At 42.8% G+C, this 24175-nt stretch carries 24 protein-coding genes; 11 read left to right on the top strand and 13 right to left on the bottom strand.

Annotation, left to right across the window (positions count from 1 at the left end; all coding sequences use genetic code 11):
- Window positions 1–78 precede the first annotated feature (78 nt).
- From MSMAS_RS04565 to MSMAS_RS04540, 6 genes are all read right to left on the bottom strand, one after another.
- Window positions 79–693 carry a methylenetetrahydrofolate reductase C-terminal domain-containing protein gene (locus MSMAS_RS04565; protein WP_011032392.1) on the bottom strand — a complete coding sequence of 205 codons (615 nt, stop codon included), beginning with the start codon at window positions 691–693 and terminating at the stop codon, window positions 79–81.
- A 2-nt stretch (window positions 694–695) separates the two neighbouring features.
- Entirely contained in the window at window positions 696–1922 is a 1227-nt protein-coding gene (folP, locus tag MSMAS_RS04560) for a dihydropteroate synthase (protein ID WP_048036525.1), read from the bottom strand.
- 731 nt (window positions 1923–2653) lie between these two features.
- Window positions 2654–3517: a bifunctional methylenetetrahydrofolate dehydrogenase/methenyltetrahydrofolate cyclohydrolase gene (locus MSMAS_RS04555; protein WP_011032394.1), complete on the bottom strand. Its 864-nt coding sequence runs from the start codon at window positions 3515–3517 to the stop codon at window positions 2654–2656.
- A 24-nt stretch (window positions 3518–3541) separates the two neighbouring features.
- The gene (gene glyA, locus MSMAS_RS04550; RefSeq protein WP_048045848.1) at window positions 3542–4780 is read right to left on the bottom strand and encodes a bifunctional serine hydroxymethyltransferase/L-allo-threonine aldolase; all 1239 of its coding nucleotides are present in this window, start codon (window positions 4778–4780) and stop codon (window positions 3542–3544) included.
- A 557-nt stretch (window positions 4781–5337) separates the two neighbouring features.
- On the bottom strand, window positions 5338–5946 hold the full coding sequence (gene purN / locus MSMAS_RS04545; protein WP_011032396.1) for a phosphoribosylglycinamide formyltransferase: 609 nt from the start codon (window positions 5944–5946) through the stop codon (window positions 5338–5340).
- Window positions 5947–6083: 137 nt separating this feature from the next.
- Window positions 6084–7067 carry a transcriptional regulator gene (locus MSMAS_RS04540; protein ID WP_011032397.1) on the bottom strand — a complete coding sequence of 328 codons (984 nt, stop codon included), beginning with the start codon at window positions 7065–7067 and terminating at the stop codon, window positions 6084–6086.
- Between the two features lie 155 nt (window positions 7068–7222).
- Here MSMAS_RS04540 and MSMAS_RS04535 point away from each other — a divergent pair, with 155 nt between their 5' ends.
- The gene (locus MSMAS_RS04535) at window positions 7223–8509 is read left to right on the top strand and encodes a tRNA(Ile)(2)-agmatinylcytidine synthase (protein WP_048036545.1); all 1287 of its coding nucleotides are present in this window, start codon (window positions 7223–7225) and stop codon (window positions 8507–8509) included.
- A gap of 255 nt (window positions 8510–8764) precedes the next feature.
- On the opposite strand, the gene MSMAS_RS04530 is transcribed toward MSMAS_RS04535, so the two are convergent.
- The gene (locus MSMAS_RS04530; RefSeq protein WP_011032399.1) at window positions 8765–9535 is read right to left on the bottom strand and encodes an NAD+ synthase; all 771 of its coding nucleotides are present in this window, start codon (window positions 9533–9535) and stop codon (window positions 8765–8767) included.
- 634 nt (window positions 9536–10169) lie between these two features.
- On the opposite strand from MSMAS_RS04530, the gene MSMAS_RS04525 reads away from it, so the two are divergent.
- The 4 genes from MSMAS_RS04525 to MSMAS_RS04510 all read left to right on the top strand — a co-directional run bounded on the left by MSMAS_RS04525 (window position 10170) and on the right by MSMAS_RS04510 (window position 14794).
- Window positions 10170–12548 carry a CDC48 family AAA ATPase gene (locus MSMAS_RS04525; protein WP_011032400.1) on the top strand — a complete coding sequence of 793 codons (2379 nt, stop codon included), beginning with the start codon at window positions 10170–10172 and terminating at the stop codon, window positions 12546–12548.
- Window positions 12549–12693: 145 nt separating this feature from the next.
- On the top strand, window positions 12694–12948 hold the full coding sequence (locus MSMAS_RS04520) for a PRC-barrel domain-containing protein (RefSeq protein ID WP_011032401.1): 255 nt from the start codon (window positions 12694–12696) through the stop codon (window positions 12946–12948).
- A gap of 248 nt (window positions 12949–13196) precedes the next feature.
- Entirely contained in the window at window positions 13197–14135 is a 939-nt protein-coding gene (locus MSMAS_RS04515; protein ID WP_226987675.1) for an SAM-dependent methyltransferase, read from the top strand.
- A gap of 116 nt (window positions 14136–14251) precedes the next feature.
- Window positions 14252–14794, top strand: coding sequence for a GrpB family protein (locus MSMAS_RS04510; protein ID WP_226987676.1), 543 nt, complete (start codon window positions 14252–14254; stop codon window positions 14792–14794).
- Between the two features lie 66 nt (window positions 14795–14860).
- Here MSMAS_RS04510 and MSMAS_RS18630 read toward each other — a convergent pair whose 3' ends face one another.
- Window positions 14861–15001, bottom strand: coding sequence for a hypothetical protein (locus MSMAS_RS18630; RefSeq protein WP_015411109.1), 141 nt, complete (start codon window positions 14999–15001; stop codon window positions 14861–14863).
- 276 nt (window positions 15002–15277) lie between these two features.
- Between MSMAS_RS18630 and MSMAS_RS04505 the strand changes: the two genes are divergently transcribed.
- Window positions 15278–15628: a cupin domain-containing protein gene (locus tag MSMAS_RS04505; RefSeq protein WP_011032404.1), complete on the top strand. Its 351-nt coding sequence runs from the start codon at window positions 15278–15280 to the stop codon at window positions 15626–15628.
- 191 nt (window positions 15629–15819) lie between these two features.
- On the opposite strand, the gene MSMAS_RS04500 is transcribed toward MSMAS_RS04505, so the two are convergent.
- Window positions 15820–16212: a hypothetical protein gene (locus MSMAS_RS04500; protein ID WP_048040170.1), complete on the bottom strand. Its 393-nt coding sequence runs from the start codon at window positions 16210–16212 to the stop codon at window positions 15820–15822.
- Window positions 16213–16965: 753 nt separating this feature from the next.
- Between MSMAS_RS04500 and MSMAS_RS04495 the strand changes: the two genes are divergently transcribed.
- Window positions 16966–17199 carry a DUF2795 domain-containing protein gene (locus tag MSMAS_RS04495; RefSeq protein WP_011032406.1) on the top strand — a complete coding sequence of 78 codons (234 nt, stop codon included), beginning with the start codon at window positions 16966–16968 and terminating at the stop codon, window positions 17197–17199.
- A gap of 154 nt (window positions 17200–17353) precedes the next feature.
- Here the strand turns inward: MSMAS_RS04495 and MSMAS_RS04490 are convergent, their stop codons facing one another.
- Entirely contained in the window at window positions 17354–17878 is a 525-nt protein-coding gene (locus tag MSMAS_RS04490; RefSeq protein ID WP_011032407.1) for a hypothetical protein, read from the bottom strand.
- 157 nt (window positions 17879–18035) lie between these two features.
- Here MSMAS_RS04490 and MSMAS_RS04485 point away from each other — a divergent pair, with 157 nt between their 5' ends.
- Window positions 18036–18695 (top strand): transglutaminase-like domain-containing protein, encoded by a 660-nt coding sequence (locus MSMAS_RS04485; protein ID WP_015411113.1) that lies wholly within the window; start codon window positions 18036–18038, stop codon window positions 18693–18695.
- A gap of 103 nt (window positions 18696–18798) precedes the next feature.
- Here the strand turns inward: MSMAS_RS04485 and MSMAS_RS04480 are convergent, their stop codons facing one another.
- Window positions 18799–19479 (bottom strand): phosphoglycolate phosphatase, encoded by a 681-nt coding sequence (locus tag MSMAS_RS04480; protein ID WP_011032409.1) that lies wholly within the window; start codon window positions 19477–19479, stop codon window positions 18799–18801.
- A 244-nt stretch (window positions 19480–19723) separates the two neighbouring features.
- Window positions 19724–20701: a DNA repair and recombination protein RadA gene (radA, locus tag MSMAS_RS04475; RefSeq protein WP_015411114.1), complete on the bottom strand. Its 978-nt coding sequence runs from the start codon at window positions 20699–20701 to the stop codon at window positions 19724–19726.
- 286 nt (window positions 20702–20987) lie between these two features.
- On the opposite strand from radA, the gene MSMAS_RS04470 reads away from it, so the two are divergent.
- From MSMAS_RS04470 to MSMAS_RS04460, 3 genes are all read left to right on the top strand, one after another.
- On the top strand, window positions 20988–21452 hold the full coding sequence (locus MSMAS_RS04470; RefSeq protein ID WP_011032411.1) for a phosphopantetheine adenylyltransferase: 465 nt from the start codon (window positions 20988–20990) through the stop codon (window positions 21450–21452).
- 140 nt (window positions 21453–21592) lie between these two features.
- Complete coding sequence (locus MSMAS_RS04465; RefSeq protein ID WP_011032412.1) at window positions 21593–21925, top strand: hypothetical protein; 333 nt, start codon at window positions 21593–21595, stop codon at window positions 21923–21925.
- Window positions 21926–22063: 138 nt separating this feature from the next.
- Window positions 22064–22897: a TIM barrel protein gene (locus MSMAS_RS04460; RefSeq protein WP_011032413.1), complete on the top strand. Its 834-nt coding sequence runs from the start codon at window positions 22064–22066 to the stop codon at window positions 22895–22897.
- Between the two features lie 142 nt (window positions 22898–23039).
- On the opposite strand, the gene MSMAS_RS04455 is transcribed toward MSMAS_RS04460, so the two are convergent.
- Window positions 23040–24083 carry a methionine synthase gene (locus MSMAS_RS04455; protein ID WP_011032414.1) on the bottom strand — a complete coding sequence of 348 codons (1044 nt, stop codon included), beginning with the start codon at window positions 24081–24083 and terminating at the stop codon, window positions 23040–23042.
- Window positions 24084–24175: the final 92 nt, after the last annotated feature.

Below are 24175 nucleotides of genomic sequence, written 5' to 3'. Positions count from 1 at the left end.
CGACTCAGTTCCAGAGTCTCATGATGAGATAAAATTAAAAATCACTATATTTGCAACTGAGTCGAAAAGTTAATTAAATTATTTAGTCCCATGTTCCTGGGGAGCATGGGTGACATAAAGAAGATCCAGCCTGTTTATTTTATTCAGACGATCATAAATAAGATACCAGACACAGTCTTTATCCCTGTTGACCTCACACATCCCTTCCACAGACCCTCCGCAGGGTCCGTTGAGAAGGGCTTTGGGGCACTGAGATTTCGGACAGAGCCCCCCGTACTGACTTATAGTACAGTCCCCGCACATAACACACTGGTCAGAAAGCAATTTTCCTCCACTGGAGCCGCCAAGCGAAAGCGTGTTGTTTGAACCGTATATAGGCAGGTCCACAACAGTCGCAACAGCAGAAACTCCACTACCGCAGCCCATAACAAGAACACAGCTTGCGTCATTTATTTTCTCGCTTTTTTCGACAAGAGAATCATAAGAACGTATGCTGCAAGCAGCGGTCGGGAGAGACCAGCCCACCACATGCTTTCCGCTCTCTTCAAGTTTTCTGCACATCTCCCGGACTTCAGGTTCTCCTCCTGTCTTCAGTTTTGCAGCGCACACGTTGCATCCGACAATAAAAATATTATCTTCGTCTTTTAACATGTCCAGGATTTCTTCAAAGGGTTTTGCTGAAGTTATGATCATAATTACCTCAAATATCTGTATTCCAGGTTAGTCCGATTAGATATGCATTCGCGAATCATCTCGGCGATAAGCGGCAAAGAACGGGCCTGCCCATCCAGTTTACGTGCAAGACGCTCAAATTGCAGCAGGGTTCCCATAACAAGAACATCGGTAGCTTCCGTTTCATGGGAAACAGCATCCCTGGCGAGGGCTGCATCTCCTCCCCTTGCAAGCATCTCCTGTTTAATTATCAGAGCTTCCGTGGTTGTAAGGTTCCTTATTTTTAAAACAAGATGAACGCTTTTTCCCTGCATAACCTGTGAACCGACTCTTGTGGCTCCGATATTTCTCATTGCAATGCCCGCGTCCTGCGGGGTTTTCACTTCAAGCACCGAAACTTCATACCTGCCTTCCTTTACAACACTTGTGCGGCTCCTCAGGGCTCCTGAAAGCCTGACAACGTCAGAAGTTGCAGGTACATCGTGTGTACGGATAATATGTGCGCCTTTATAGACAGCAATCGCCGCTGCAGCCAGGCTGCCATAGAGCCTTTCATCTGCCGGCTTTCCAAGGACTTCACCTATGAAGGATTTTCTTGAAAGGGCTGCAAGCAGAGGTTTTTCAAAGATCTTAAGGCGCTCGAAATCGTCCAAAGTCTCAAAGTCGTACATGGGCTGCTTCTCGTCCATCCATCTTCCTATCGCAGGGTCAAGGATGAGGCTTTCAGACGCTATGCCCCTGGACTCAGCAGCCTGTATAATGGAATCAAGGGCTTCAATAATGGCATCCATGCCCAGGAGGTCTCCGGGGGCTTTTTTGGAAGCCATAACCACAGCCGGACAGCCGTTGTCTGCCACCACTTCCATCATCCTGGGATCCGCCGTAAAGCCGGAAACATCGTTTATGACCTGTGCCCCTCTTTTAAGAACTTCCTCTGCTATTTCGGAAAACATGGTATCAACTGAGACCACAGCGTCCACATTGCCTTCCAGAGCTTCAAGCACGGGAAGTAAGCGGTCAAGTTCTTCTTTTCTGCTAATAGGTTCTGAAAAGCGCCATGTTGACCGGGCACCTATGTCCAGGAAAGTTGCTCCGTCTTCAACCATTTTTTGGGCGGTCTCAAGTGTAGAGTCAGGACTTATAATTGAACCATTGTAAAAAGACTCAGGGCTCAGATTAATAATACCCATTACATGTGCAGGATACTGGTCTCCTACTTTTATACCGCAAATATCAGTATTAATTACCATTTTTGACAACCAGGTTATATAGATACTAAATCAGTAGCGCAACAGCGCTGATAAATATGACAATACTCGTCCGTGGATATTGCTGAAAGCCTTCCACTCCGCCATCTGAAAGACTTTCTGCAAGCAAGAAAAAAAATTCCGGCTGCGAAACGGGTACTGGGGGATCTGAAAGGGAAATGGAACTTATATTTGGTTAAGCTTGAGAATAAAGGAATTCAGAATTCCTGAAAACCATATATGTGGAAACTGAGGGATCTGGAGATTTTGTTTCGGGTTAGAGGAACAATATGGAAACAGTGAAGACTGCCTGTGGGAACAGTAACTGTCACTATATCAGGTATCCATACTGTCAATATATCAGGTATATTTGTTTAGGGATTATAAACACCAGTTTAACGCCTGGAAACTTTATGAGAGCCAGACTATTTATTTAAGTTTTCATCAATAATTTTGATTGTTTATTAATGGCGAACAGGAATGTTAATAAAATAAGCTTCAATGATAGATAAAAATATTGATGTGTAAAATTAGTTTATCACAATAAGGAAAAGTCAATTTCAGAATAATAAAAAGCATTTATAAAATATGAAAAGAATAACCCGGGCTGACAGACTAAGAAAAAATAAAATTTGGCTCCAGTTCGATGCAATCAAAAAACAAATTTACTTGTTTTTTCCGGAAAATTGAACCGGCTCTTTTCATCATAAAAGGAAAAGCCTTAAATTAAAAAATTAAAGGCTTTTCTCAGCACACATAAGTACGTGCTTCATAAGCATGGCAACTGTCAGGGGTCCTACACCGCCAGGGACGGGAGTGATAAGGGAAGCTTTTTTGATTACATTTTCGAAATCCACGTCCCCGTATACACCGTCCTCTTCTTTGGTGATTCCCACATCGAAAATTACAGCCCCTTCCTTAACCATGTCGGCTTTAATAAGGTGTTTGACTCCTGCTGCAACAACAAGGATATCGGCACCAAGGGTGTATTTCTTCAGGTCATCGGTGAAGATGTGGCAGACAGAAACGCTTGCATTTCTATTAAGAAGCATTGCTGCCATTGGTTTTCCCACAACATTGCTGTGTCCGACAATAACCGCATTTTTCCCCTTGACAGGCACATTATACTCTTCGAGTGCCCTGATTACCCCGTGCGGAGTACATGGGACAAGCCCTTCATCCCCTATCATGAGTTTTCCCATATTATAGGGATGAAAACCGTCTGCATCCTTTGCAGGAGATATGGCTTCCATTGCTTCCTGCGGAGAGAAATGCTCTGGCAAAGGCAGCTGAAGCAGGATGCCGTGCACATCCTTGTTATTGTTAAGGGAATCGATCAGGGCAAGAAGTTCTTCCTGGGTAGAATCTGCAGGAAGAAGGAAGTCTTCTGCTCTTATGCCCACACGCTCACAGGCTCTGTGCTTCAGGCGGACATACATCTTTGATGCAGGGTCATCCCCTACAAGGATGGTGGCAAGCCCGGGAGTAATTCCCCTGTTGCTTTCAAGGTCTTCTACTCCTGACCTTACCTCTTCTTCGACCTGCTGTGCAAGGACTTTTCCATCTATGATACGTGACTCATAGCTTTCATCTAACAAATGGTAAACCCCCTATCTCCTCAATTATTCGTAAACAGGGAACTTTAAACAGAGATCCCTTACCTTAATATTGATTTCCGACAGAAGAGCATCGTTTTCCGAATTCTTTATTGCAGCCTCGATGTAGTCTGCAACCAGTTCCATTTCCTTTTCTTTCATGCCCCTTGTGGTGCAGGAAGGGGTCCCGAGCCTTACCCCGCTGGTTACGAATGGGCTGCGGGTCTCGAAAGGAACTGTGTTTTTGTTGGCGATGATCCCGGCTTTGCTCAGTGCAGCTTCAGCGTCCTTTCCTGTAATATTCATATTATTGAGATTTACAAGCATAAGGTGGTTGTCGGTGCCGCCTGAAACAATATCAAAACCTTTCTGCTTCAGACATGAACACAGGACCTTTGCGTTCTTTACGGTCTGATCCTGGTCCTGCCTGAACTCTTCGCTCATGGCTTCTTTGAAGGCAACAGCTTTTGCAGCTATGATATGCATGAGGGGGCCGCCCTGGATACCCGGGAAAACCGCTTTGTTCACGCCTATTGCAAGCTCTTCAGTCTTCGAGATAATCATTCCGCCCCTGGGACCGCGCAGGGTCTTGTGGGTGGTTGTGGTAACAAAATCCGCATAAGGAACAGGGCTCGGGTGTACGCCTGCAACTACAAGTCCTGCGATGTGTGCAATATCTGCAAGGAGGTAAGCTCCGACCTCATCAGCAATTTCCCTGAACCTTTTAAAATCAATCACACGGGGATAGGCTGAAGCTCCGCATACTATCATCCTGGGCTTGCATTCTTTTGCCAGTTTAAGGAGCTCATCGTAATCCAGGGCTTCGGTCTCTTTGCTGACCCCATAGGGCACGATGTTATAGAGTTTTCCTGAGAAACTTACAGGGCTGCCGTGAGAAAGGTGTCCGCCGTGAGAGAGGTCCATGGACAGGATAGTATCCCCCGGCTGCAGCACAGAGAAATAAACAGCCATGTTGGCACCTGAACCTGAGTGAGGCTGGACGTTTACATACTTTGCCCCGAAAAGTTCCTTTGCCCTTGCAATGGCGAGATTTTCGGCAACGTCAACGAAATCGCAGCCTCCGTAATAGCGTTTACCGGAATATCCTTCGGCATACTTGTTGGTCATAATAGAGCCCTGGGCTTCCATAACAGCCCTGCTCGCATAGTTTTCTGATGCGATCAGGTTCAGCTTGTGTTCCTGACGATCGGCTTCATTTTTGATAGCCTCGAACAATTCCGGGTCAATTTTTTCAATATAAGACATCACTGTCACCTTATAACTCATGCATTTAAAACTTGTTTTAAGGGTTTCTTGATAGAGTTAATTGAATTTCTTCATAGGCAGATTTATCAGGAGGTTTTACAACCTTCCGGATTTAAAAGAGCTCTGATTAAAGGAGCTCTGATTGAAATGAACTTTATACTGAGATAAGGGATCTCATTCAGACTCATTTAAAGGTTAATGAAAAATTTTCTGAGTAATCTTTAGACTCAGGAAATTATGTAATATTGAAAGCTTTCGGTTGAAGGGGCAATTTCGCGTGAGTAATATAATTTCATGTACTTATAACCATCAGGGTATTGATGAAGATACCAGCGGATGAATACACTAATGAAGATACTAATGGGTAAAATCTGTTCCGTTTTGGTGCGCCTTCTTTTTTTGAAAGAAGTATTCTAACCTGCGAAGCTGAAATTGCTATATGGAACTATGTTTTCTGGAAAACTTTACTCCAGCTCAGGGTCTGATTCTCTCCAGTCTTGCACCTCATGATAAAACTGATGAAATCCCGGGTTCCTTTATCTTCCTTTTCAAAGGTCTTAATCAGGGGCTGTTACGTTCCTGCCCTCAACTTTAAGTTTCCCCTCGACAAAAAGCCTGACAGCTTCGGGATAGATAATATGCTCCTGCTCAAGAATCCTGTCAGTAAGGGTCTCTTCGGTATCTCCCGGGAGCACAGGCACGCATCTCTGGATAATAATCGGACCTGAATCGAGACCTTCGTCTACAAAATGAACAGTGCAGCCGGCAACCTTTACCCCATATTCAAAAGCCTGTTTCTGGGCATGAAGCCCTTTGAAAGCCGGGAGAAGAGAGGGATGGATGTTCAGTATCCTGTTCCGGTATGCATTAATAATCTCGCTTCCCAGAAGCCGGAAATAGCCTGCAAGCAAAAGGAGGTCAGTATCATACTGTCTGAGCACTTTCAGGATTTCCCTGTCATATTCAGCTCTGTCCCGCCCTCTGGAGTCAAGAAAGACAGCACTGATACCGTGGTTTTTTGCACGTTCGAGCGCATAAGCATCGGCTTTGTTGGAGATAACTACATTAACTGCCGCGTTTTTTATGTAGCCCTTTTCAATGCTATCTATGATCGCCTGGAGATTTGAACCCCGTCCAGAGACCAGCACTGCAATCTTTACCGTCATTGAGGGATTTAGATTGAAACAGTGATATATTAGGTTTTTGGAGCTTTACCGCACCCTTAAAAACGGAAGTAAATCCAGAGGAAGAGAAAAATAGTTTGTCTCAGGGTCCTCTCCGAACCTCAGGAAAAAGAAGCAGTTTATGCCTCATGAGTATCCTTGCGTTCCTCTATAAAATCGAGGAGTTCCTGAGAATCACTTATAGTGTCTAGTTCTTTCTTTTCTATAAGCACCGTATTTTCAACGGATTTCAGTTTGGAACGCCCGTTAATTATGAACACGGACTGTGTTTCCGTAATGCAGGAAATGCTGCTCATAAGGTGAGCCCTCTTGATTACGGTTGTATTGAATTCGCTCACACCTGTAAGGATAACCGAAGACTTATCCCTGGAGATGGCTTTGAAAGGTGCCTGAGCTGTAGGGAGCACATCATACCCCAGCATTGAAATTGTATTCAAGATAAGGTCTTCGGGCAAAAGCGTTCCGGGTTTCCCCTTTGGCTCCTCCTTTTCAGGCTCTGCTTTTTTCCTCGGCTTTCTGCTCCCGCAGGACTTCAGGATATCTATGGGTTTTGCCAGCTCTACCCCGAAAATGTCCTCAAGATGGAGCACGACGTCAATGGACGCGTCCATGCCTTCTTCTTCATACTTGCTGATAGTTCTTCTTGAAACCCCCACCATAGAAGCCAGAGTCCCGAGGGACATGGACTGGGTGGTTCTTGCCTTCTTAAGGAGGTCTCCCTCTATTGAGACATAAAGCCCTCCAGGTGCTGCCGATACCAGAGGTCTGATATTTTCAACAAAGTAATCATACAGGGTCTGGACGCTGAGGGCAAGGATATCATAGCGCATGTAGACAACGCTGTCTTCAAGCATCTGGTCCCTTGTCTTGGCTCCGACCACGATAGCGGAACCTCCCAGATACTCAGCAAGATATTTCATCTCCCTTGCTGTTTCTTCGTTCAGGCCGTCAATATTAAATAAAACCTTGCAAAGTAATAGTGTATCATCTTTTCGTGCGGCAACGTCAAAGCTCCTCGGGCGTATATTACAGCGGTCAGAGAGTGCAAAACCCGCACGTGCCAATACATCAATAATTTGATGTATGAGAACCTCTTTTGTCATTCCGCTATTAATTTCTGTTTGAACATCTATATATATATTTCTCCAACATTGTCAGCGAGTAGATGGGGAAAACAAGCCGGAGAATCCCGAAAATGCTGGTTTCCCCTGACCGCAATTGCAGAAATATTAAGGGAGAAAACTGGATAAGGAAAAAAATGATCATCGGAATCGACGATACGGACTCAAACGAAGGCATGTGCACCACATATCTGGGAGCCCTGCTGCTTGAGGAACTTCAGGAATACGGAAATATAGAAACCCTGCCTCTCCTCGTGCGCCTGAACCCTACAATCCCTTATAAAACAAGGGGAAATGCAGCAGTAGCCCTGAAACTTAAAACCGACTGTCCTGAAAAGGTAATCGCACATGTAACATCCAGAATAGAAGAACTTGCACGCATGGAGTGCGAGAAGACCAACCCGGGTGCGGTATTTATTCAGGATAAAGATTACGGAAGGCTCAGGCCTGTACTCATGCGTTTTCTGGAAGAGGCTGTAAGAGACGTAATTGAAATAAAAAAAGCAAAAGACCTTATCTCCATACTCGGGATCGCCTCAAAGGGATTCAAAAACGGGAGAGGACTTATAGGTGCACTTGCAGCCTGCGGGGCAATGCTCGATCAGGATGGGTTGGACTTCACTTTTGAGCATCTGGCGTACAGGCAGAAAGATAGATGGGGAACTCCGCGTGAAGTGGATAAAAAAAGTTTTTTTGAAGCTGATAAGGAAACATATCCCGAAACATGGGATACCGTGGACCTTACAAACAGGCTAGTAGTCTGTGTTCCCCATTCAGCAGACCCGGTTTTGTTCGGGATAAGAGGAGAAAGCCCTGAGATAGTAAATAAAGCTGCATCTCTCATCCGGGCTGAGCCTGTCGAGCGCTTTGCCGTGTACAGGACTAACCAGGGAACTGACATGCACCTCCTTCCGGCTCAGAATATCGCTGAGACCAGGGATATGCACTCCTACAGGCTTGAAGGCACGGTTTCGGCAGCCCCGAAAACCCTTGAAGGTGGACATGTCATTTTTGCAGTCCGGGACAGGGAGGGAGCAGAAATTGATTGTGCAGCCTTCGAACCGACAAAGAATTTCAGGTCGCTTATAAGAAAACTCGTCCCCGGAGATCTTATCTGTCTCTCAGGAAGTGTCACTTCCGGGACCCTTAATATTGAAAAAATCGAAATCAAATCTCTTGCCCCGGTGTACAGGGAAGAAAACCCCATATGCCCTGAATGCGGAAAACACATGAAATCCTCAGGCAAAGGGCAGGGGTTCCGCTGCAAAAAATGTGGAACGGATTCCCCTTCAAAAGTCAGATTTGAAGGGGACAGGGACCTTGACCCCGGCCTCTATGAAGTACCCCCTTGCGCCAGGAGGCACCTCGCAAAGCCGCTTGTAAGAGAAGAGCGCAGAGACATGAGACTTAATCCTGCTCGATAAATCCTGCTCGATAAATCCTGCTCGATAAGAGGAGAAAGTTCCTTTTTCGATTATTTTTTATCTTCAATCCCGCGGATCTGGTAAAGTCAGTCCAGTATATTCAACACAGCTATTCCGGCAAATTCGACATAGATAGCAGGTAAATTCAATGGAGCTAACCGGTGAATTCAATAAAGTTAACAGGCGAATCCAATGAAGTTAACAAGTCAGTTCAATGGAGTTAACCAGCAAATTCAATGGAGTTGACCAGTAAATTCAATAGAGTTCCGGCACCGGGGGAGCTTTTCTTTTGTGTTCATTTCTCTCAATGCGCCTGGTGACAGAGTTAAGCTGATCTGCAGAAATCCCTGTCTTATCCAGAATTACTTCCGGTTCTACGCCATCCTCAATCATTTTCAGAACTTCATCAACCTTCACGTATGAGATGCCGAGATCTGCTTCATCTGTCTGGCCTGCCCATAGACCTGCGGACGGTTTTTTGGTGATGAGAGATTCCGGGATTCCCAGCCTGCTGGAAAGCTCCCATACCCCGGTTTTATAAAGCCCTCCTATAGGTTCAAGGTCAACGCCTCCATCCCCGTATTTCGTGTAGTAGCCGAGAAGGATCTCGGTTTTGTTTCCTGTCCCGATAACCATGCGGTTCAGCCGGTTTGCATGGAAATAAAGAAGGGACATCCGGGTCCTTGCTTTCAGGTTGCCTTTCGTGAGCCTGTCCGCAGATTCGCTCTCCGGGACCGCAGCCATAAAAGCCGAGATAATGCCTGAGATGTCAATTGTCCTGTACTCTATCCCGAGCCAGTCTGCCAGAGCTTCAGCGTCCTCACTGTCAACGGCAGGGGTAAGGCTGCTCTCAGGCATGTGGATGCCAAGAACCCTGTCCTTTCCGAGAGCTTTTACGGCAAGAGTTGCGGTAAGGGCGGAATCAATCCCTCCGCTGATGCCAACGACTACCCCTTTTACGCCTGCTCTGCCAGTCTCGTCCCGGATAAAATCAATAATCCTGTTCTGTGCGTTTTCAAGGTCCATAATCTTAAATTCCTGAAATTTGTGAATCGTGTGAATTCAAATATTTTAATCTAAAATTTAAACTAAGGTTGCTTTGCTGGAGAGTCTGAACGATAACATCAAAAAGTTTGATTCAGACCCTGTTAAACAGTTTTATACACAGAAGCTGTAAATATATTAACCTTCCAGAGAAAACAGAGTAAAAGGTAAACTTATTTAATAAATGGGGAATATAGGAGGCGTGTCTTCCGGACATTTCAATATAAATACTTGAGTGTTAAAATATACTGAGCTATTTCCCGGTCCTGAGCATCCAGTAATCCGGTGTCCAGAAAGCCAGAAACTGGCGAAAGTATGTTTCCCGGAAGGGAAAAGCAGAAACAGGTGTAGATATTAGAAATTTGAAGCAAGTGAAAATTACACCAGATACGCGGCACACTCCAGCTTAAACGCATACAGGATAAATTTTCCGGATGAAAGGCATTAAAATAAAAAGAGAATCTAATATAGAAAACAGATAGTTAAGAACTATCCGTAGAAAACGATAGTTAAGAAGTATTCGATCCGGAAAATTCGGAAAAAACGGCATCCTTTCATTTTATACCATTACCAGATAGAATAATAATCAAAAAGACAACTATTTTCGGGATGATCCATGGAAGAAATACAGTTGAAGGTTGAAAAGGCATATCCTATTGACCTTGGAAGAGGAATTATCCGGCTTGACCCTACAGCTCTGCTGAAACTTCAGCTCTCTCCCGGTGACATTGTGGAGATAAGGGGGAAGAAAAAGACCACTGCAAAGGTATGGAGAGCGGACCGGCAGGACTGGGAACAGGGAATTGTGCGCATTGATAATTTCATCCGGCAAAATGCCGGGGTCTCCATAGGGGAGAAGGTGACAATTAAAAAGGTTGAAGCCCCGGAAGCAAAAAAATTGATCCTGGCGCTTCCGGAAAGCATGACACAGGGAGGGCCCGAACTTCAGTTTGGAGAACATGCAAATGAGATCATAAAACGGCATATCCTGAAAAGACCTGTGTTCAAGGGGGACATAATTCCAATAATAAATTCAATGTCTCAGCCAATGACAGAGTCCCTGACAACAAGCCAGGTAATCCCCCTGGTTGCTGTCGAGACTGACCCTGCAAATACAATTGTCCTGATTACCGAAACAACAAACATTGAACTCCGGAAAAAACCGGTACAGGGCTACGAAAAGGCAACAAGAGGCGTCACCACCTATGAAGATATAGGGGGCCTGGGTGACGAGATCATGCGTGTCCGTGAAATGATAGAGATGCCCATGAAGCACCCTGAACTTTTTGCCCACCTTAACATTGAGCCTCCGAAAGGAGTCATCCTCTACGGCCCACCGGGAACCGGAAAGACCCTGATTGCAAAAGCCGTGGCAAACGAGTCCGGAGCAAGTTTCCATTACATTGCCGGGCCCGAGATTGTAGGAAAGTTCTATGGGGAAAGTGAAGAAAGGCTGAGGAAGATCTTCGAGGAGGCTACCCAGGAAGCCCCTTCAGTCATCTTCATCGATGAAATCGACTCCATTGCCCCCAAGAGGGAAAACGTGACAGGGGAAGTGGAAAGGCGTGTGGTTGCCCAGCTCCTGACCCTGCTTGACGGGATGGAGGAAAGAGGACAGGTTGTGGTTATAGGGGCTACCAACCGTGTGGACGCAATAGACCCAGCACTCAGGAGACCTGGCCGCTTTGACAGGGAAATCCATATAGGAGTGCCGGATACCAAAGACAGGTATGAGATTCTGCAGATCCATACAAGGGGCATGCCGATTGAAAAAGATGAAGAGTCCGTGACAGGTGAGCCTGCGCCGGAAGTCGAAATTGGAGCCCTGGATGAATTCGAGGTTGAAACAGGGACTGAGATAGAAGTCGATGAAGCTGCCATGGAGAGGGAAAAGAAAGAGAAGACAAACCTGTATCTCATGTCCCTGGCTGAGAGGACGCAGGGATTTGTGGGTGCGGACCTTCTGGCTCTTGTGCAGGAAGCAGCAATGAGGTGCCTAAGGGAAAACCTGCCTGACCTCGACCTGGAAATTGACACAATCCCACCTGAAAGGCTGGAGAAGATTGTTGTAACCAAAAAGAACTTCGAAGATGCACTGATGGAAGCCGAGCCTTCAGCCCTGAGAGAGATCTTTGTTGAGATGCCTTCTGTCAGCTGGGGCGATGTTGGAGGTCTTGATGAAGCAAAGCATTCTATCATCGAAGCTGTTGAGTGGCCTATTAAAAACCCGGAAAAGTTTGTCAAGATGGGAATAAAAGCTCCTAAAGGAATCCTGCTTTACGGACCTCCGGGAACAGGAAAGACCCTGATAGCCCAGGCTGTTGCAAAAGAGTCAAATGCCAATTTCATAAGCGTTAAAGGGCCGGAGATGTTTTCAAAGTGGCTTGGAGAATCGGAAAAAGCAATTCGTGAAACCTTCAAGAAAGCGAGGCAGGTCTCTCCCTGTGTTGTCTTCTTTGATGAGATCGACTCTATTGCCGGTATGCAGGGTATGGAATCCACGGACAGCCGGACTTCTGAAAGGGTACTCAACCAGCTGCTCACCGAAATGGACGGGCTTGAGACACTCAAGGATGTGGTAATTATTGCCGCAACTAACCGCCCTAACCTGCTTGACCCCGCAATCCTGCGTCCTGGCCGCTTTGACAGGCTTGTTTATGTGGGGGCGCCGGACAGGAAAGGCAGGCTGAGGATCTTCAAAATCCATACGCAGAATACACCTCTTGCAGAGGACGTGAACCTTGAGAACCTTGCCGATACGACAGAAGGATATGTGGGTGCGGATATAGAAGCGGTATGCAGAGAGGCTGTAATGTTTGCTCTCAGAGAAAACTTCGATATTGAAGCGATTGAGATGAGGCACTTCAGAGAAGCCCTTAAGAAAGTTAAGCCCACAATTAACGAGAACATTGCCCAGTTCTATGAGAAGATAGAGGAGCAGTTTAAAGGAGGCCAGAGACCGGTCGAGACAGCCGGATTGGTGGGATACAGGTAAAAATTTAAATTAGTAACTCTTAAAAAGGAAGAGTTTATAAAGTATACGGATTCAAACTGAATAAATGTAAAAAGTAAATGTATTTAAACTGAAAAGCCGGCTTTACCTAATCCCGCATAACACTGAGCACGGAGACAAGATAAGAATGTCTAAAGTATTTGCAAGAAACCTCCTCTTCAATAAGCAGGTGATGGCTACCGACGGAACAGAAATAGGAACACTGAGCAATATTGTAATCGAGATCAAGGGAGGGCGCATTATTGACCTTATGGTCAGCCCGAACCCAACCTTTGATGCTTCCAGATACAAAAAAGAGGACAACTACCTCCTGATTCCTTTCGATTCCGTAAGCGCCATCAAAGACTATATTATCATAGACAAAATGAAAGCAAGGGCATGAATTGAAAAACAGGGAAAGGGAAGAACTCATTTACTTTCCTTTTCAGACCCTATTTCACTTTTTTTGCTCACCCGAGTTCCGCCTCGGGAGGGCGGTGTCCTTTTCGGTCGCTTCGCTTCCTCAAGAGGACTAATTTTTTGTTTGAGGTAATAGTGATCTGACTCGAGAGGACCAGAAGAGATTAAGTTATGAATATCTCTAGCCTATGCAATCTCATTCACTATACTAAACCGTTCCTGTTCCGCTAGATGAAGGAGAGTGACCTTCTCAAATATAAAAAAAGAAGACAAGCAAATGATAATTCACTTCTGCTTTTATCAACTCCGAAGCTTTTTCTGTTTTTATCTTTTCTATTTTTATCCTTTCTATTTCGTCTACCTTCCTTTATCTTTCTGCTAAAACAAGAAAAAGAAGCAAATATAAAGAACAAGCTGTATAAATGGTGTGAAAAAGATAAAACAAAGAAGGTCAAGACAATGTTTACAAAATCCAGCAAGTATGATACTGCTTTTTTGAAAGAGAACATGATGGGACCGAACGCAATAAAGATCATTGAAGAATTGTTGGAATCCTTGAAGCTTGAAGAAGGCATGAGGGTACTTGACCTTGGCTGTGGAAAAGGATTAACTTCAATCTTCCTGGCAAAAGAATATGGAGTTACTGTTTTTGCTACCGACTTATGGATCAGTGCAACAGAAAACTATGAAAGAATCAAATCAATGGGACTGGAAGATAAAATAATACCAATACACGCGGAAGCACATGATTTGCCGTTCGCACAGGAATATTTTGATGTCGCCATAAGTGTGGATGCATATCACTATTTTGGAATAGAAGAGGATTACTTAACAAAACACCTTGCCCCGCTTGTAAAAAAAGGAGGAAAAATAGCAGTTGCAGTTCCAGGGCTGAAAAAGGAATTTGAAAACGGAGTTCCGGAAAAACTGCAACCATACTGGTTTGAAGACATGACTTTAACTCTACACTCACTCGACTGGTGGTATAACCTATGGAAAAAAGCGGATTCTGTCAGCATAGAAGAATGTAAAGAATTAAAGTGTTTAGAAGAAACATGGCAGGACTGGCTTTCCTGTGATAACGATTATGCCCGTAGGGATATCGGAATGATGGAAGCTGAAGGTGGAAATTACTTTAATCTGGTTTCAATCATAGCCACCAGACTGTGAAAATACCTCTGAAATTGAAACGCAGGCGGAAAATTGTAACGAAGGCCGGAGGATTAATGATGAAAATCTATCAGGTAGACACATTTACAGAGAAGCCCTTTTTTTAATCAACAGATATGGCAGGGTCAATAAATATGGATGTAAAAATGAAAGGTATTGTAAGGGTTGTACCATACGATCCTGAGTGGAAAACCGAATTTTTGAAAATAAAAGCAATGATTGTTGATTGTGCCGGTGACCTCATAATTGATGTTGTTCACGTTGGGAGCACAGCAATTGAAGGTCTTGCTTCAAAACCTATTATTGATATTGATGTGGTCATTGATTCATATTATGTTTTTCCTGCTGTGAAAGACAGGCTTGCAAAAATTGGGTTTGAACACGAAGGAAATTTAGGTGTTGAAGGTAGAGAAGCTTTTAAAAGAACCTTTGTAGACGATTTTATGCCCTACCACCTTTACATATGTCCGAAGGATGGCAAAGGTTATCTTGAACATATTGCTTTTCGCAATTATTTAAGGGATCATCCGGAAGCTGTGAAAGCTTATGGAGAACTCAAAATGAGATTAGCTGAACAGTTCAGAACTGATATTACGTCTTATGTAAATGCTAAGCGCGAATTTGTACAAAATGTTCTTAAAAAAATTAATAGTCCCTGAATAAAAATTCGCTTGTTGGTCAAATAAAATTCATGTATTTTTTAACGTAAATTTGTAACATACTGTTTATTTAGGCCTTTTACTTTCATCGGGTTCCTCTTCTATGTTTATTTGTTCTGCTGTATCTTCTCTTTTTTCTTCTATTGACTCTAGTTTTTCCATTAGTTCTTTTTCTTTATTATCATTCTTTACTTTTCTTGCCGGCATTTGTTCACCTCAATAGTTTGATGTCTGCTAAAGCAATAAATATACTGAAACGCTTACTGATGCTGAATTGTTTATGGCAATACAAACCTGTGTTTATGTTAAATAAAAAATCAATAGCATAAAATATTAAGGTATTCTTGCAATTACTGCTTTATGTTGTTTCAACTTGCGAACAGGGAATACAGGTTCTCTATGAGTTATTTTTTGATTTGAAGTTATGATTTATACATTGATTTGATATTATATAAATTAGTTAAATGCTGGGAGATTTCGAACATGAAAGATTTTCCGGAGTTCATGAAAAGTAAAAGCAATCATATCAGCAGCAAAGAACAAAACACAGAAGATATTGACGGCTATTTTTACGAAGGCGCAGACGGCAGCCAGATGGCTTTCTGGACCTGTTATTCTGACAGGGTTTCCAAAAAACACACTCATGAGTTTGACGAGTGGATGGTTTGCGTTAGCGGACAATATACAGCGTATTTAAATGATGAGGAATTTGTCCTCAATCCGGGGTGTGAATTATTCATTCCCAAGGGGGCAGAACAGTGGGAAAAGTGTATCGCCGGAACGAGAACGATTCATGCGTTTGGGGGAAAGAGGATTCGTAGGAATGAAAAATGAGGAATTTATGAACTCTGTACAACACATTGTCTCAAAGCTGGATTCATTCTACAATTGAATAACGATCGTTGTTGACTTTATATTAGATAGGAAATTATTCTGAAATTAAAGATATATCTATCTTGAAGTAGAATATTTCATCCAAACTATGGAATCAAATGTATTTTTGAGAGTGCATGAGATAGATAATTTTATTTTTTAATTTTTATTTTCGCAATCGGGTTGATTTTCAGTTCGATTTCTTTAAAAATTTTGTCCCACCAAGAAACCCTAGAATCACATGCCTTATAAATTATCATAGAAAAAGTTGAAGAAATATCGTGTTTTAATTCAGGCAATTCTAGATTGTCAGATTTGGTACAAAAACAAGTGGCCAACAACAAGTCAGATTCAAAATGATTAATTATGAGTTTTGCATACTTAGGGGAGCAATTCTCATAACTATCATAAAAATATTTTTCAACTAATCCGCATAATTTATCTTTACATGCAGCAGTCAAATATATGTTTTCAATTTTTTTTAATAACCTTTCTGCTTGAAATATATCTTCTTTTTTTATATCTTTTCTATTTGTAGACAACATATGACCCTATTGAAATAGATCTTACTACATATTAAATTTTATCAAGTAAAGTTCTTCAACATAATGCAAAATTAGATAGAGAGATCGAAATACCGCTAAGAGAGAACTATTCTGAATTTTTTGAAAATCCAGATCAAAATAAAATAGTCCAGGTGCGATAAAAGTAACAGCAATTACATAATAATTTTTTATCTTGAAATATCGAGATATAGTTTCACTTTATTACTTATCAGTTCGTTACCCTCCCTGTATCCCACCATGTCACCTCTTTTTAACATCTTTCTATGGTGAAATATTGTCAGTACATCAATAATTGGGATTAAAAAAGTCATGGGGAAATCCGTTGAACTTATTTTTTAAACCTTCATTCTTATTTCTCTAAGTACATATATTTTTGTTTTTAGGTTTCTTTTTTAGTAATTATATAAGAGGATATTACTCATATACAATTATATAATGTTATGAAAGCAAAAGAAAGTATTAATTTTTAGTATTATTTTATACAAAGATGTTAAGATTTAAATAGTAAATCATCCATGATATTCTTACTAACAGAAGAAGTTAGGCTTCCTTCAGAAAGCCTGGAAATGTATCGATTTTTCCTGGAGAGAAGGAAGAACCTGTTAGCTCCAGGGTGATGATGCTGGAGACGACATACGGGATAGGAATTGTCTCCTGAAAAGGAGCAGGCAAATTATGTGGACGTCTCAGGGGATTTAGAAGAAAATTAAACAAAAATAAAGGAGGAATAGTATGGAAACCGAGAGCAAAGATTTATTTATTACAGAGCTTCCTGTAAAAACTCAGGAAATATTGAAAAATATGGATTATCCTGTAAAAAGAAATGAAATTATTGGACGAGCGAGTAGGAGTGGGGCGATCCCTGACGTAATGCGGGAACTTGGCATGCTTCCGGACAGGAAATACTACAGCGATGAGGATGTCGCCGAGGAGCTTCATAAAATTTACATGGGAATTCCGGCCTGAAAATCTTAATTTGTTTTTTTCGTTTATTTTGAAACAGTGGGAAAAGAATAATTCTTACCCACATTGCAGTTTTAGATTCTCCTCTTTTTCTTTTTTCATGTTCCTGTCATTTTTCCGATCATGGATTATGATATTGATTATCTTTGTTGCATTATCAGGAAAGATACTTGCGAGAATTGCGTATTAGCAACAGTACTATAACAACAAATCCCGCAACAAGAATAGCGGATACTATGCGATGCTGTGAGAAGTGATTAATAAAGGATGTAATTCCAAGTCCAATAAGAGTAATTGCAATTACATAGTAATTCTTATGTCTTGCAATAGAGAGATATAATGCCAAATTATTATTTATCAGTTCATTATCCTCTCTATATCCTATCATGTAATCCTTTTTTACCAGCTTTCTGTGGTGAAATATTGCCAGTACATTAGTAATTGAAATTGTAAAAGCCAGAAATAGACAAAGAAAAGAAAAACCGATATGATAAGCACGGAGAGCTTCCTGGATGTTAGGGGCTCCTCTCCCGAAAAAAAAACTAAGGGCTGTAATAGAGAAAGCAAAAGCTGTAAATGTCAACGTTATCAATGAATAAAACCGATCCAGAACTTTGTTCTGTTCCTCGAATAAATCTTTTTCAACACTTTTTTGTATAGCCTGGATTTCGTCCTCTACCATACCGTTGCCCCCATTTTCAATTCAAGAGAAATAGCAGTATTTTCAGTATTTTATGTTTATCATGTATCTTAATCAATAAAAAGCAGTTTCCTATCAAATTTAAATTTCATATAGAATTTGTAGTATATTTGACAGGTTAGATTAATAGGTGACTAAAATGCACGCTGAAAGCAACAATATTCAGGACTACCTCAAAAAGAGTGAAGTCATAAACTACGATCATAAGCTGATCGTTAATAAGTGCCTTGAATTAGAGAAAGATATGGAAAACATAGAAAACATGGAAAATATAGAAGGCATGGAAGAAAAAAAAGAAATCAGCCTGATCAGGAAGATTTACGAATTTGTCCGGGACGATATCCATCATTCAGGAGATATTGGAGCACAGGAGGTCACCTGTACGGCATCCGAAGTTCTTGAGTTCGGGCATGGGATCTGCTGTGCCAAATCCCACCTGCTTGCAGCCATGCTGAGGTATTTCGGGATACCAGCCGGGTTCTGTTACCAGAAACTCTGTTCAGGTCAGGAAGGAATTGACAGGAAAGTCCTGCATGGACTGAACGCTGTATACTTGAAAGACCTGGACAGATGGATAAGGCTGGACGCAAGAGGCAATAAGCCGGGTGTAGACGCTCAGTTCTCCTTATATGAAGAAAAAATTGCCTGGCCGGTTAAGAAAGAGCGTGGGGAAGAGGATCACCCAATAATATTCAAAGAGCCGAGTCCGACTGTTATTGAGATCTTAAAGAAAAGCAACAGCAGGAAAGAAATGTGGGAACAGTGGGATCTTGGGCTGAGGGACCTGTTCCATGATTAAGAATTAATCCTGAATTAAAAAATTAATCAGGAGCTTCTCAGGGAAAGCCTGTCCGTTGTGGTTATCATATCCAGCCATCGTATCCAGCCATTGTATCCAGCCATCATATCCAGCCGTTGGATTCAAGGAATTCAATAGCTTCTACAGCCCCGTCCCCAAAAGATGCCTCTGTTACGTAATTGGCAACCTCTTTTACTCTTTCATCCCCGTTCGCAACAGCAATTCCGAAGCCTGCCGCCTCAAACATTTCAGCATCATTTGCCGAGTCCCCTATCGCCACAAAATCTTCGGCTTCAAAGCCCATCATACCGGCAAGCTTCTGGAGTCCTATCCCTTTATTGATTTTTATGCTTTTGATATGGATTGCATATTTCGTATCAACAAGCTCGATGTCAAAGGGCTGGGTTTCGAGAAGGGATCTGGCTTCTTCAAGGTCAAAGTCCCGCCTGAGAGCGATCTCGGTCTTGCGGTACGTGGGGTCGAGTTTTGTGAGCTTGAAATGCTGAGAGAGGAAAGAAAAGGCTTTTTCACATTCTTCCAGGCTTCCTTCAAAAATGCCATTCACATCATAGCGGACAGTAACGGCTCCCCCATTTTCAGCAATCACAGCTCCTCCAAGCCCGATGAGCCTTGATGCTGTCCTTGCATAACACAGGATATTGCCTGTAGCAAGAACTACAGGGACATTAAGGGTGCGCATTTTTTTGACAGCACCGAGATGGAGTTCCCTGTTCTTGCAGGTAATTGTCCCGTCAATGTCAATGACCAGAGCTTTAAATTTCATTAAAAAAATATGGGGATGGAGGAATAAAATGCTTCCCCCATTAATTGCTCTTTAAGTGTGGATTGGGTTTCAGGCGTGTTGATCAGAATAAGATCTTATTCGATTCTGATCTTATTCGATTCTGATTGTATTTTGATCGTATTCTGATCACAGATCCTTACTTATTCTAATCTTATTTTAATCGTATTCTAATCGTATCCTGATCGTATTCTGATTGTATTTTGATCAGAGTTTGATTCCAGGTTTACTGGTCAGTAAGCCCAGCTGTGGTTACTGCAACAACAGCTTCTCCTTCCGGGAGGCTGGGCGAGTCAACGAGGCGTATAATTCTCTTTTCTCCTTTGGATTTCCTCAGGTAAAGCCTGAAGGTTGCCGTGTGCCCGACTATGTGCCCTCCGATTGGCCTTGTGGGGTCTCCAAAGAAGGCATCGGGCTTTGCCATAACCTGGTTTGTAACAACAACACAGGCGTTGAACAGGTCTCCGAAGCGGAGAAGGCCGTGCATGTGTTTGTTGAGTTTCTGCTGCCTGTCTGCAAGGGTTCCTCTTCCGACATACTCAGCCCTGAAGTGAGCCATAAGGGAGTCAACAATTAAGAGGCGAACGGGTTTGCCCATTTCCTTGAGTTCGTTTGCCAGGTCCACAGCAGAGTCAACAAGAAGTATCTGATGATTGGAATTGTAAGCTCTCGCTACATGGATGTTCTGCAGGAATTCTTCGGGATTAAGTTCCATTCCGTACTTCTCGGAAAGCCCGTTTACCATCTGGGTGATCCTTTCCGGCCTGAAGGTATTTTCAGTGTCGATAATAATGACGGAACCGCCGAGACCTCCGTGTTCCCTGTCCATCTGGACATTTACTGCAAGCTGGTGAGCCACCTGCGTCTTTCCGGAACCGAATTCTCCGTAGAGTTCGGTAATAGCCTGAGTTTCGATACCTCCACCCATCATTTCATCAAATTCGGTGCAACCGGTGGTAAGTTTGCCTACAAGCTTCCTTCTTTCAAGGACGAGATCTCCGGTCTCAAACCCCCCTATATCAGCAGCCTGTCTTGCGGCATTAATGATTTTTGCGGCAGTCGATTCCCCGATTTCGGCTGTGGTTGCAAGTTCAGAAGGAGACGCTACAGCGACTGCTTCAATTGTGTTAAATCCGGCTTCCTTGAGTTTTTCTGCAGTAGCAGGGCCAACTCCTGGCAGTTCTTCGAGTGCTATTTCGCTCATTACAAATTCTCCTAGATGCACATGTTTGTATAAGGTGCATGACAGTGGCTCAACTATGGTTTTGCACGTATATATAACTAGAGTAGGCGGGGTGAAAGTATTCTTAACCGCTAAAAATTGCGCCAATTTACTCGAAAGAACCTGGCAAAAAAGTGGATAAAAAGAGCTCTTTTCAGCCACTTAAACTTGTAAAAGAAAAGAGGAAAAGAGAGAAAAAAATATAGAAAGCCTTCAAAAAACCGAGAAAAACCAAAACTTCTTTTTACTTAGCAGATTATCACCAATCATGCCAAAGGTCGCCGTAGGCGGTACGTTTCAGTATCTTCATGACGGACACGCCAGATTAATTGAAAAAGCGTTTGAGATAGCAGGCAGTGGAAAAGTCTACATAGGGCTTACTTCGGACGAGATGCTGCAAAAAAACCACAGCGTCGAGAGCTATAAAATCCGAAGGTCACGCCTGCTTGAGTATATAAAAAAAATGGGGGTTCCGGAAGAGAAATACGAAGTTACAAGGCTGAACGATCCCTGCGGCCCAACTATTGAAGAGGACTTCGACCACATAATTGTCTCCCCTGAGACCTATCCGGTTGCCCTGAAAATTAACACTATAAGGGAGAAAAAAGGAAAGAAACCTCTGGAAATTGTATATGTTGAGTACGTGATGGCTGAAGACGGGATACCGATTTCTTCTACCAGGATTTCAAAAGGAGAAATAGACAGGCACGGCAGGTTAAAAAAAGAAGCTTGAAAAAAAGGTTTGAAATCCTGAACTCCTTTTTTTGTAAATTCTCCCTGCAACAGATATAATCGGGCATCAGATATAATCGGACAACAGATATAACCGGCCTACAACAGGTATAAATCAGGATAGAATAATAAAGTGATAACATGCCCAGAGAATTTACACAAAAAGACATCGAGATCTTTAATAAGCTCGTCCCGGAAGCGGGAGGAAACACAATTTCAAGAGAAGCAGGGCACCACTTTCCCTTTATACTTCGCCCGGTTTCTCATAAATTTGCCGAATCCCCCGAAGACTTCAGGGAAAGGCTCGAAAGGCTGGACGCTGATGAGATTGATTACCTTGTAGGGCTTGCCCTTGAAGGAAAAGAAGATGTCCAGTCACTTGACGAAGATCTTGAAGAACTGGTCGCGGTGGTCGAGAAAAAAGTATCTCCTGAAAGGGCAAAACAGCTGAAGGACTTTGTAGGAATCTTCTAAAAAAGTTGCTGGTAGATAAAATAGCTGAAAAGCTAGTAGATAAAATAGCTGAAGATAGAAAAATAGTGTAAACAAAAACAGCTGAAAGACAGATTTTCAAAAAGCCCAACTAAAAGCACCCTGAAAAAATGCATTAACATGTTACCTGAAAAACTTATTTTTGGGACTGCAGGAGTTCCCAGAAGCACGAAAGCCAGCAACAGCGTTGCAGGAATAGCTAGGGTCAGAGAACTGGGGCTTGACTGCATGGAACTTGAGTTCGTGCAGGGAGTCCGTATGAGTGAAAAAGTGGCAGTAAACGTCCTGGAAGCAGCCAGAAGAGAAAATATAGCCCTGAGCGTACATGCACCTTACTACATCAACCTGAACTCTTCTGAAGAAGAAAAATTAAAAGCCAGCATGGAAAGGATATATCAGGCTGCAAGGATAGGCAGCCTCTGTGGAGCAGAGTCGATAGTGCTGCACGCAGCCTTTTACCAGAAGAGCAGCAGGGAAGCCGCTTATCAGAACGTCTCAAAAGCCCTCAGTGAGCTTGCAGGACGGCTCCGGGGTGAAAGCATAGATGCAGTCCTTCGCCCTGAGACCATGGGCAAACGTGCTCAGTTCGGAACCCTTGATGAGGTGCTTTCTTTAAGCGAAGAGATCGAAGGGGTCATGCCCTGCCTTGACTTTTCCCATCTGCACGCAAGGGAAGGAAAGGAAAACTCCTATCCCGAATTTACGTCAATCCTCTCGAAAGTGGAGGACGCCCTTGGAAAAGAAGGGCTTGCAAACATGCATATGCACGTATCAGGAATAGAATACGACAGAAACGGAGAAAAAAAGCACCTGACCCTTAAAGAATCCGATTTTAACTATCCCGAACTTATGAAAGCCCTTAAAGAATTTGAAGTTAAAGGGCTTGTTATCTGCGAAAGCCCAATAATGGAAGAAGATGCACTTCTTCTGAAAAGGACTTACGCGGAATTATAATCCAGGAGTTCTTACTAAAAACAGGCTGAGAATGTCGTTTTAAGGATTAATCTCAAATTCCTTTCTGAAGATTAATCTTACAATTTTTTAAGGCGTACACTGGGTACTCACAGTCGAATAAAAAGAAAGGTCTCAGCCCAATTTATTTGTTAATTATTCCTTCTGCATTAAATTCGTTAACAGCTTTTGCTGTATTCTCAAGGAGCCTGAAAGCAAGTTCCTGGTCCGGCCAGAATGCAAGCCCGCAGTCCGGGTTCGCATACTTTATGCGGTCCCCGAGAACCGAATAAGCTGTTTCAAGCCTCTTTTTTATAATATCCGGAGTCTCGAGCTCGGTTACTATTTTTTGCATGTATTCCTTATCCTTCCAGGCATTAATTCCATACTTTTCATTGACAATACTTATAAGGCTGAAAATATCGGTCCGTGATATCCCGACCCCTGCATAAGCATCAGAATCTTCCAGCACTTTTCTGTCCAGAAGGTCAATGTAGGAAGGGTTTCCAGCGTACTCAAATCCTATGACATTGATAGGGGTCTCGCATATAAGCTCATACTTCAATGGGGAATATACATGAATTTCAACATCTGCCCCTTGCTGCCTGGCAAAGGTAGAGGCAACGGTAAGAGCCGATATAATTTCATCGTCGGAAAACTGAATTTTATCATTTAACCCAAGGCCGATTTCATCCAGAGCTATAACTTTAATTTTGAAATTTTTTGCTGTTTTAAATGCCTGTTTGATGAATTTCTCGATATCCTTAGCAAGGATATCATATACGTCTACAAAAGCCGTTGCCCCAAAAGCCTGATAATACATATCCGTAGGGCCTGCGATACAGACCCTGACTTCGAGAGTTTTTCCGGTCTCTATTTTATACTGCTTTGCAACTTCATCAATTGCTTCCAGCTCAAGGATAGTCGCACGTTCCTCTTTCAACACATAAGGCTCATGACAGTTTTTTTCGTCTTTTATGATATCAAAAAACTGCCCAATCATGTCTCTGAACTGGGGATATGTGGGAACTTGCACTCCCGCATCAATTTTTATCTGAAAAGCCTCTCTTATTATTGAAAAGAGTTTTTCATCTTCATCCCGGTTTTCCGCCGCACCCTGCACCCACTCCCTTGTGACACCTTCAGGTGTGGGGAAGCTGCCTTCATCGATAAAAATAATCTCCTGCATGCTGGATATTAAGGGAGATAGAATCTTAAAGATATTGAAATTGTTCTGGTGTCACAATTAGGATTTTCTAATTTTCACACTGCTAGACGCTA

This window comes from Methanosarcina mazei S-6, assembly GCF_000970205.1.
Lineage (GTDB): Archaea > Halobacteriota > Methanosarcinia > Methanosarcinales > Methanosarcinaceae > Methanosarcina > Methanosarcina mazei.
Note: the sequence above shows the minus strand (reverse complement) of the source record. Positions and strands in the feature narration are given on the sequence as shown.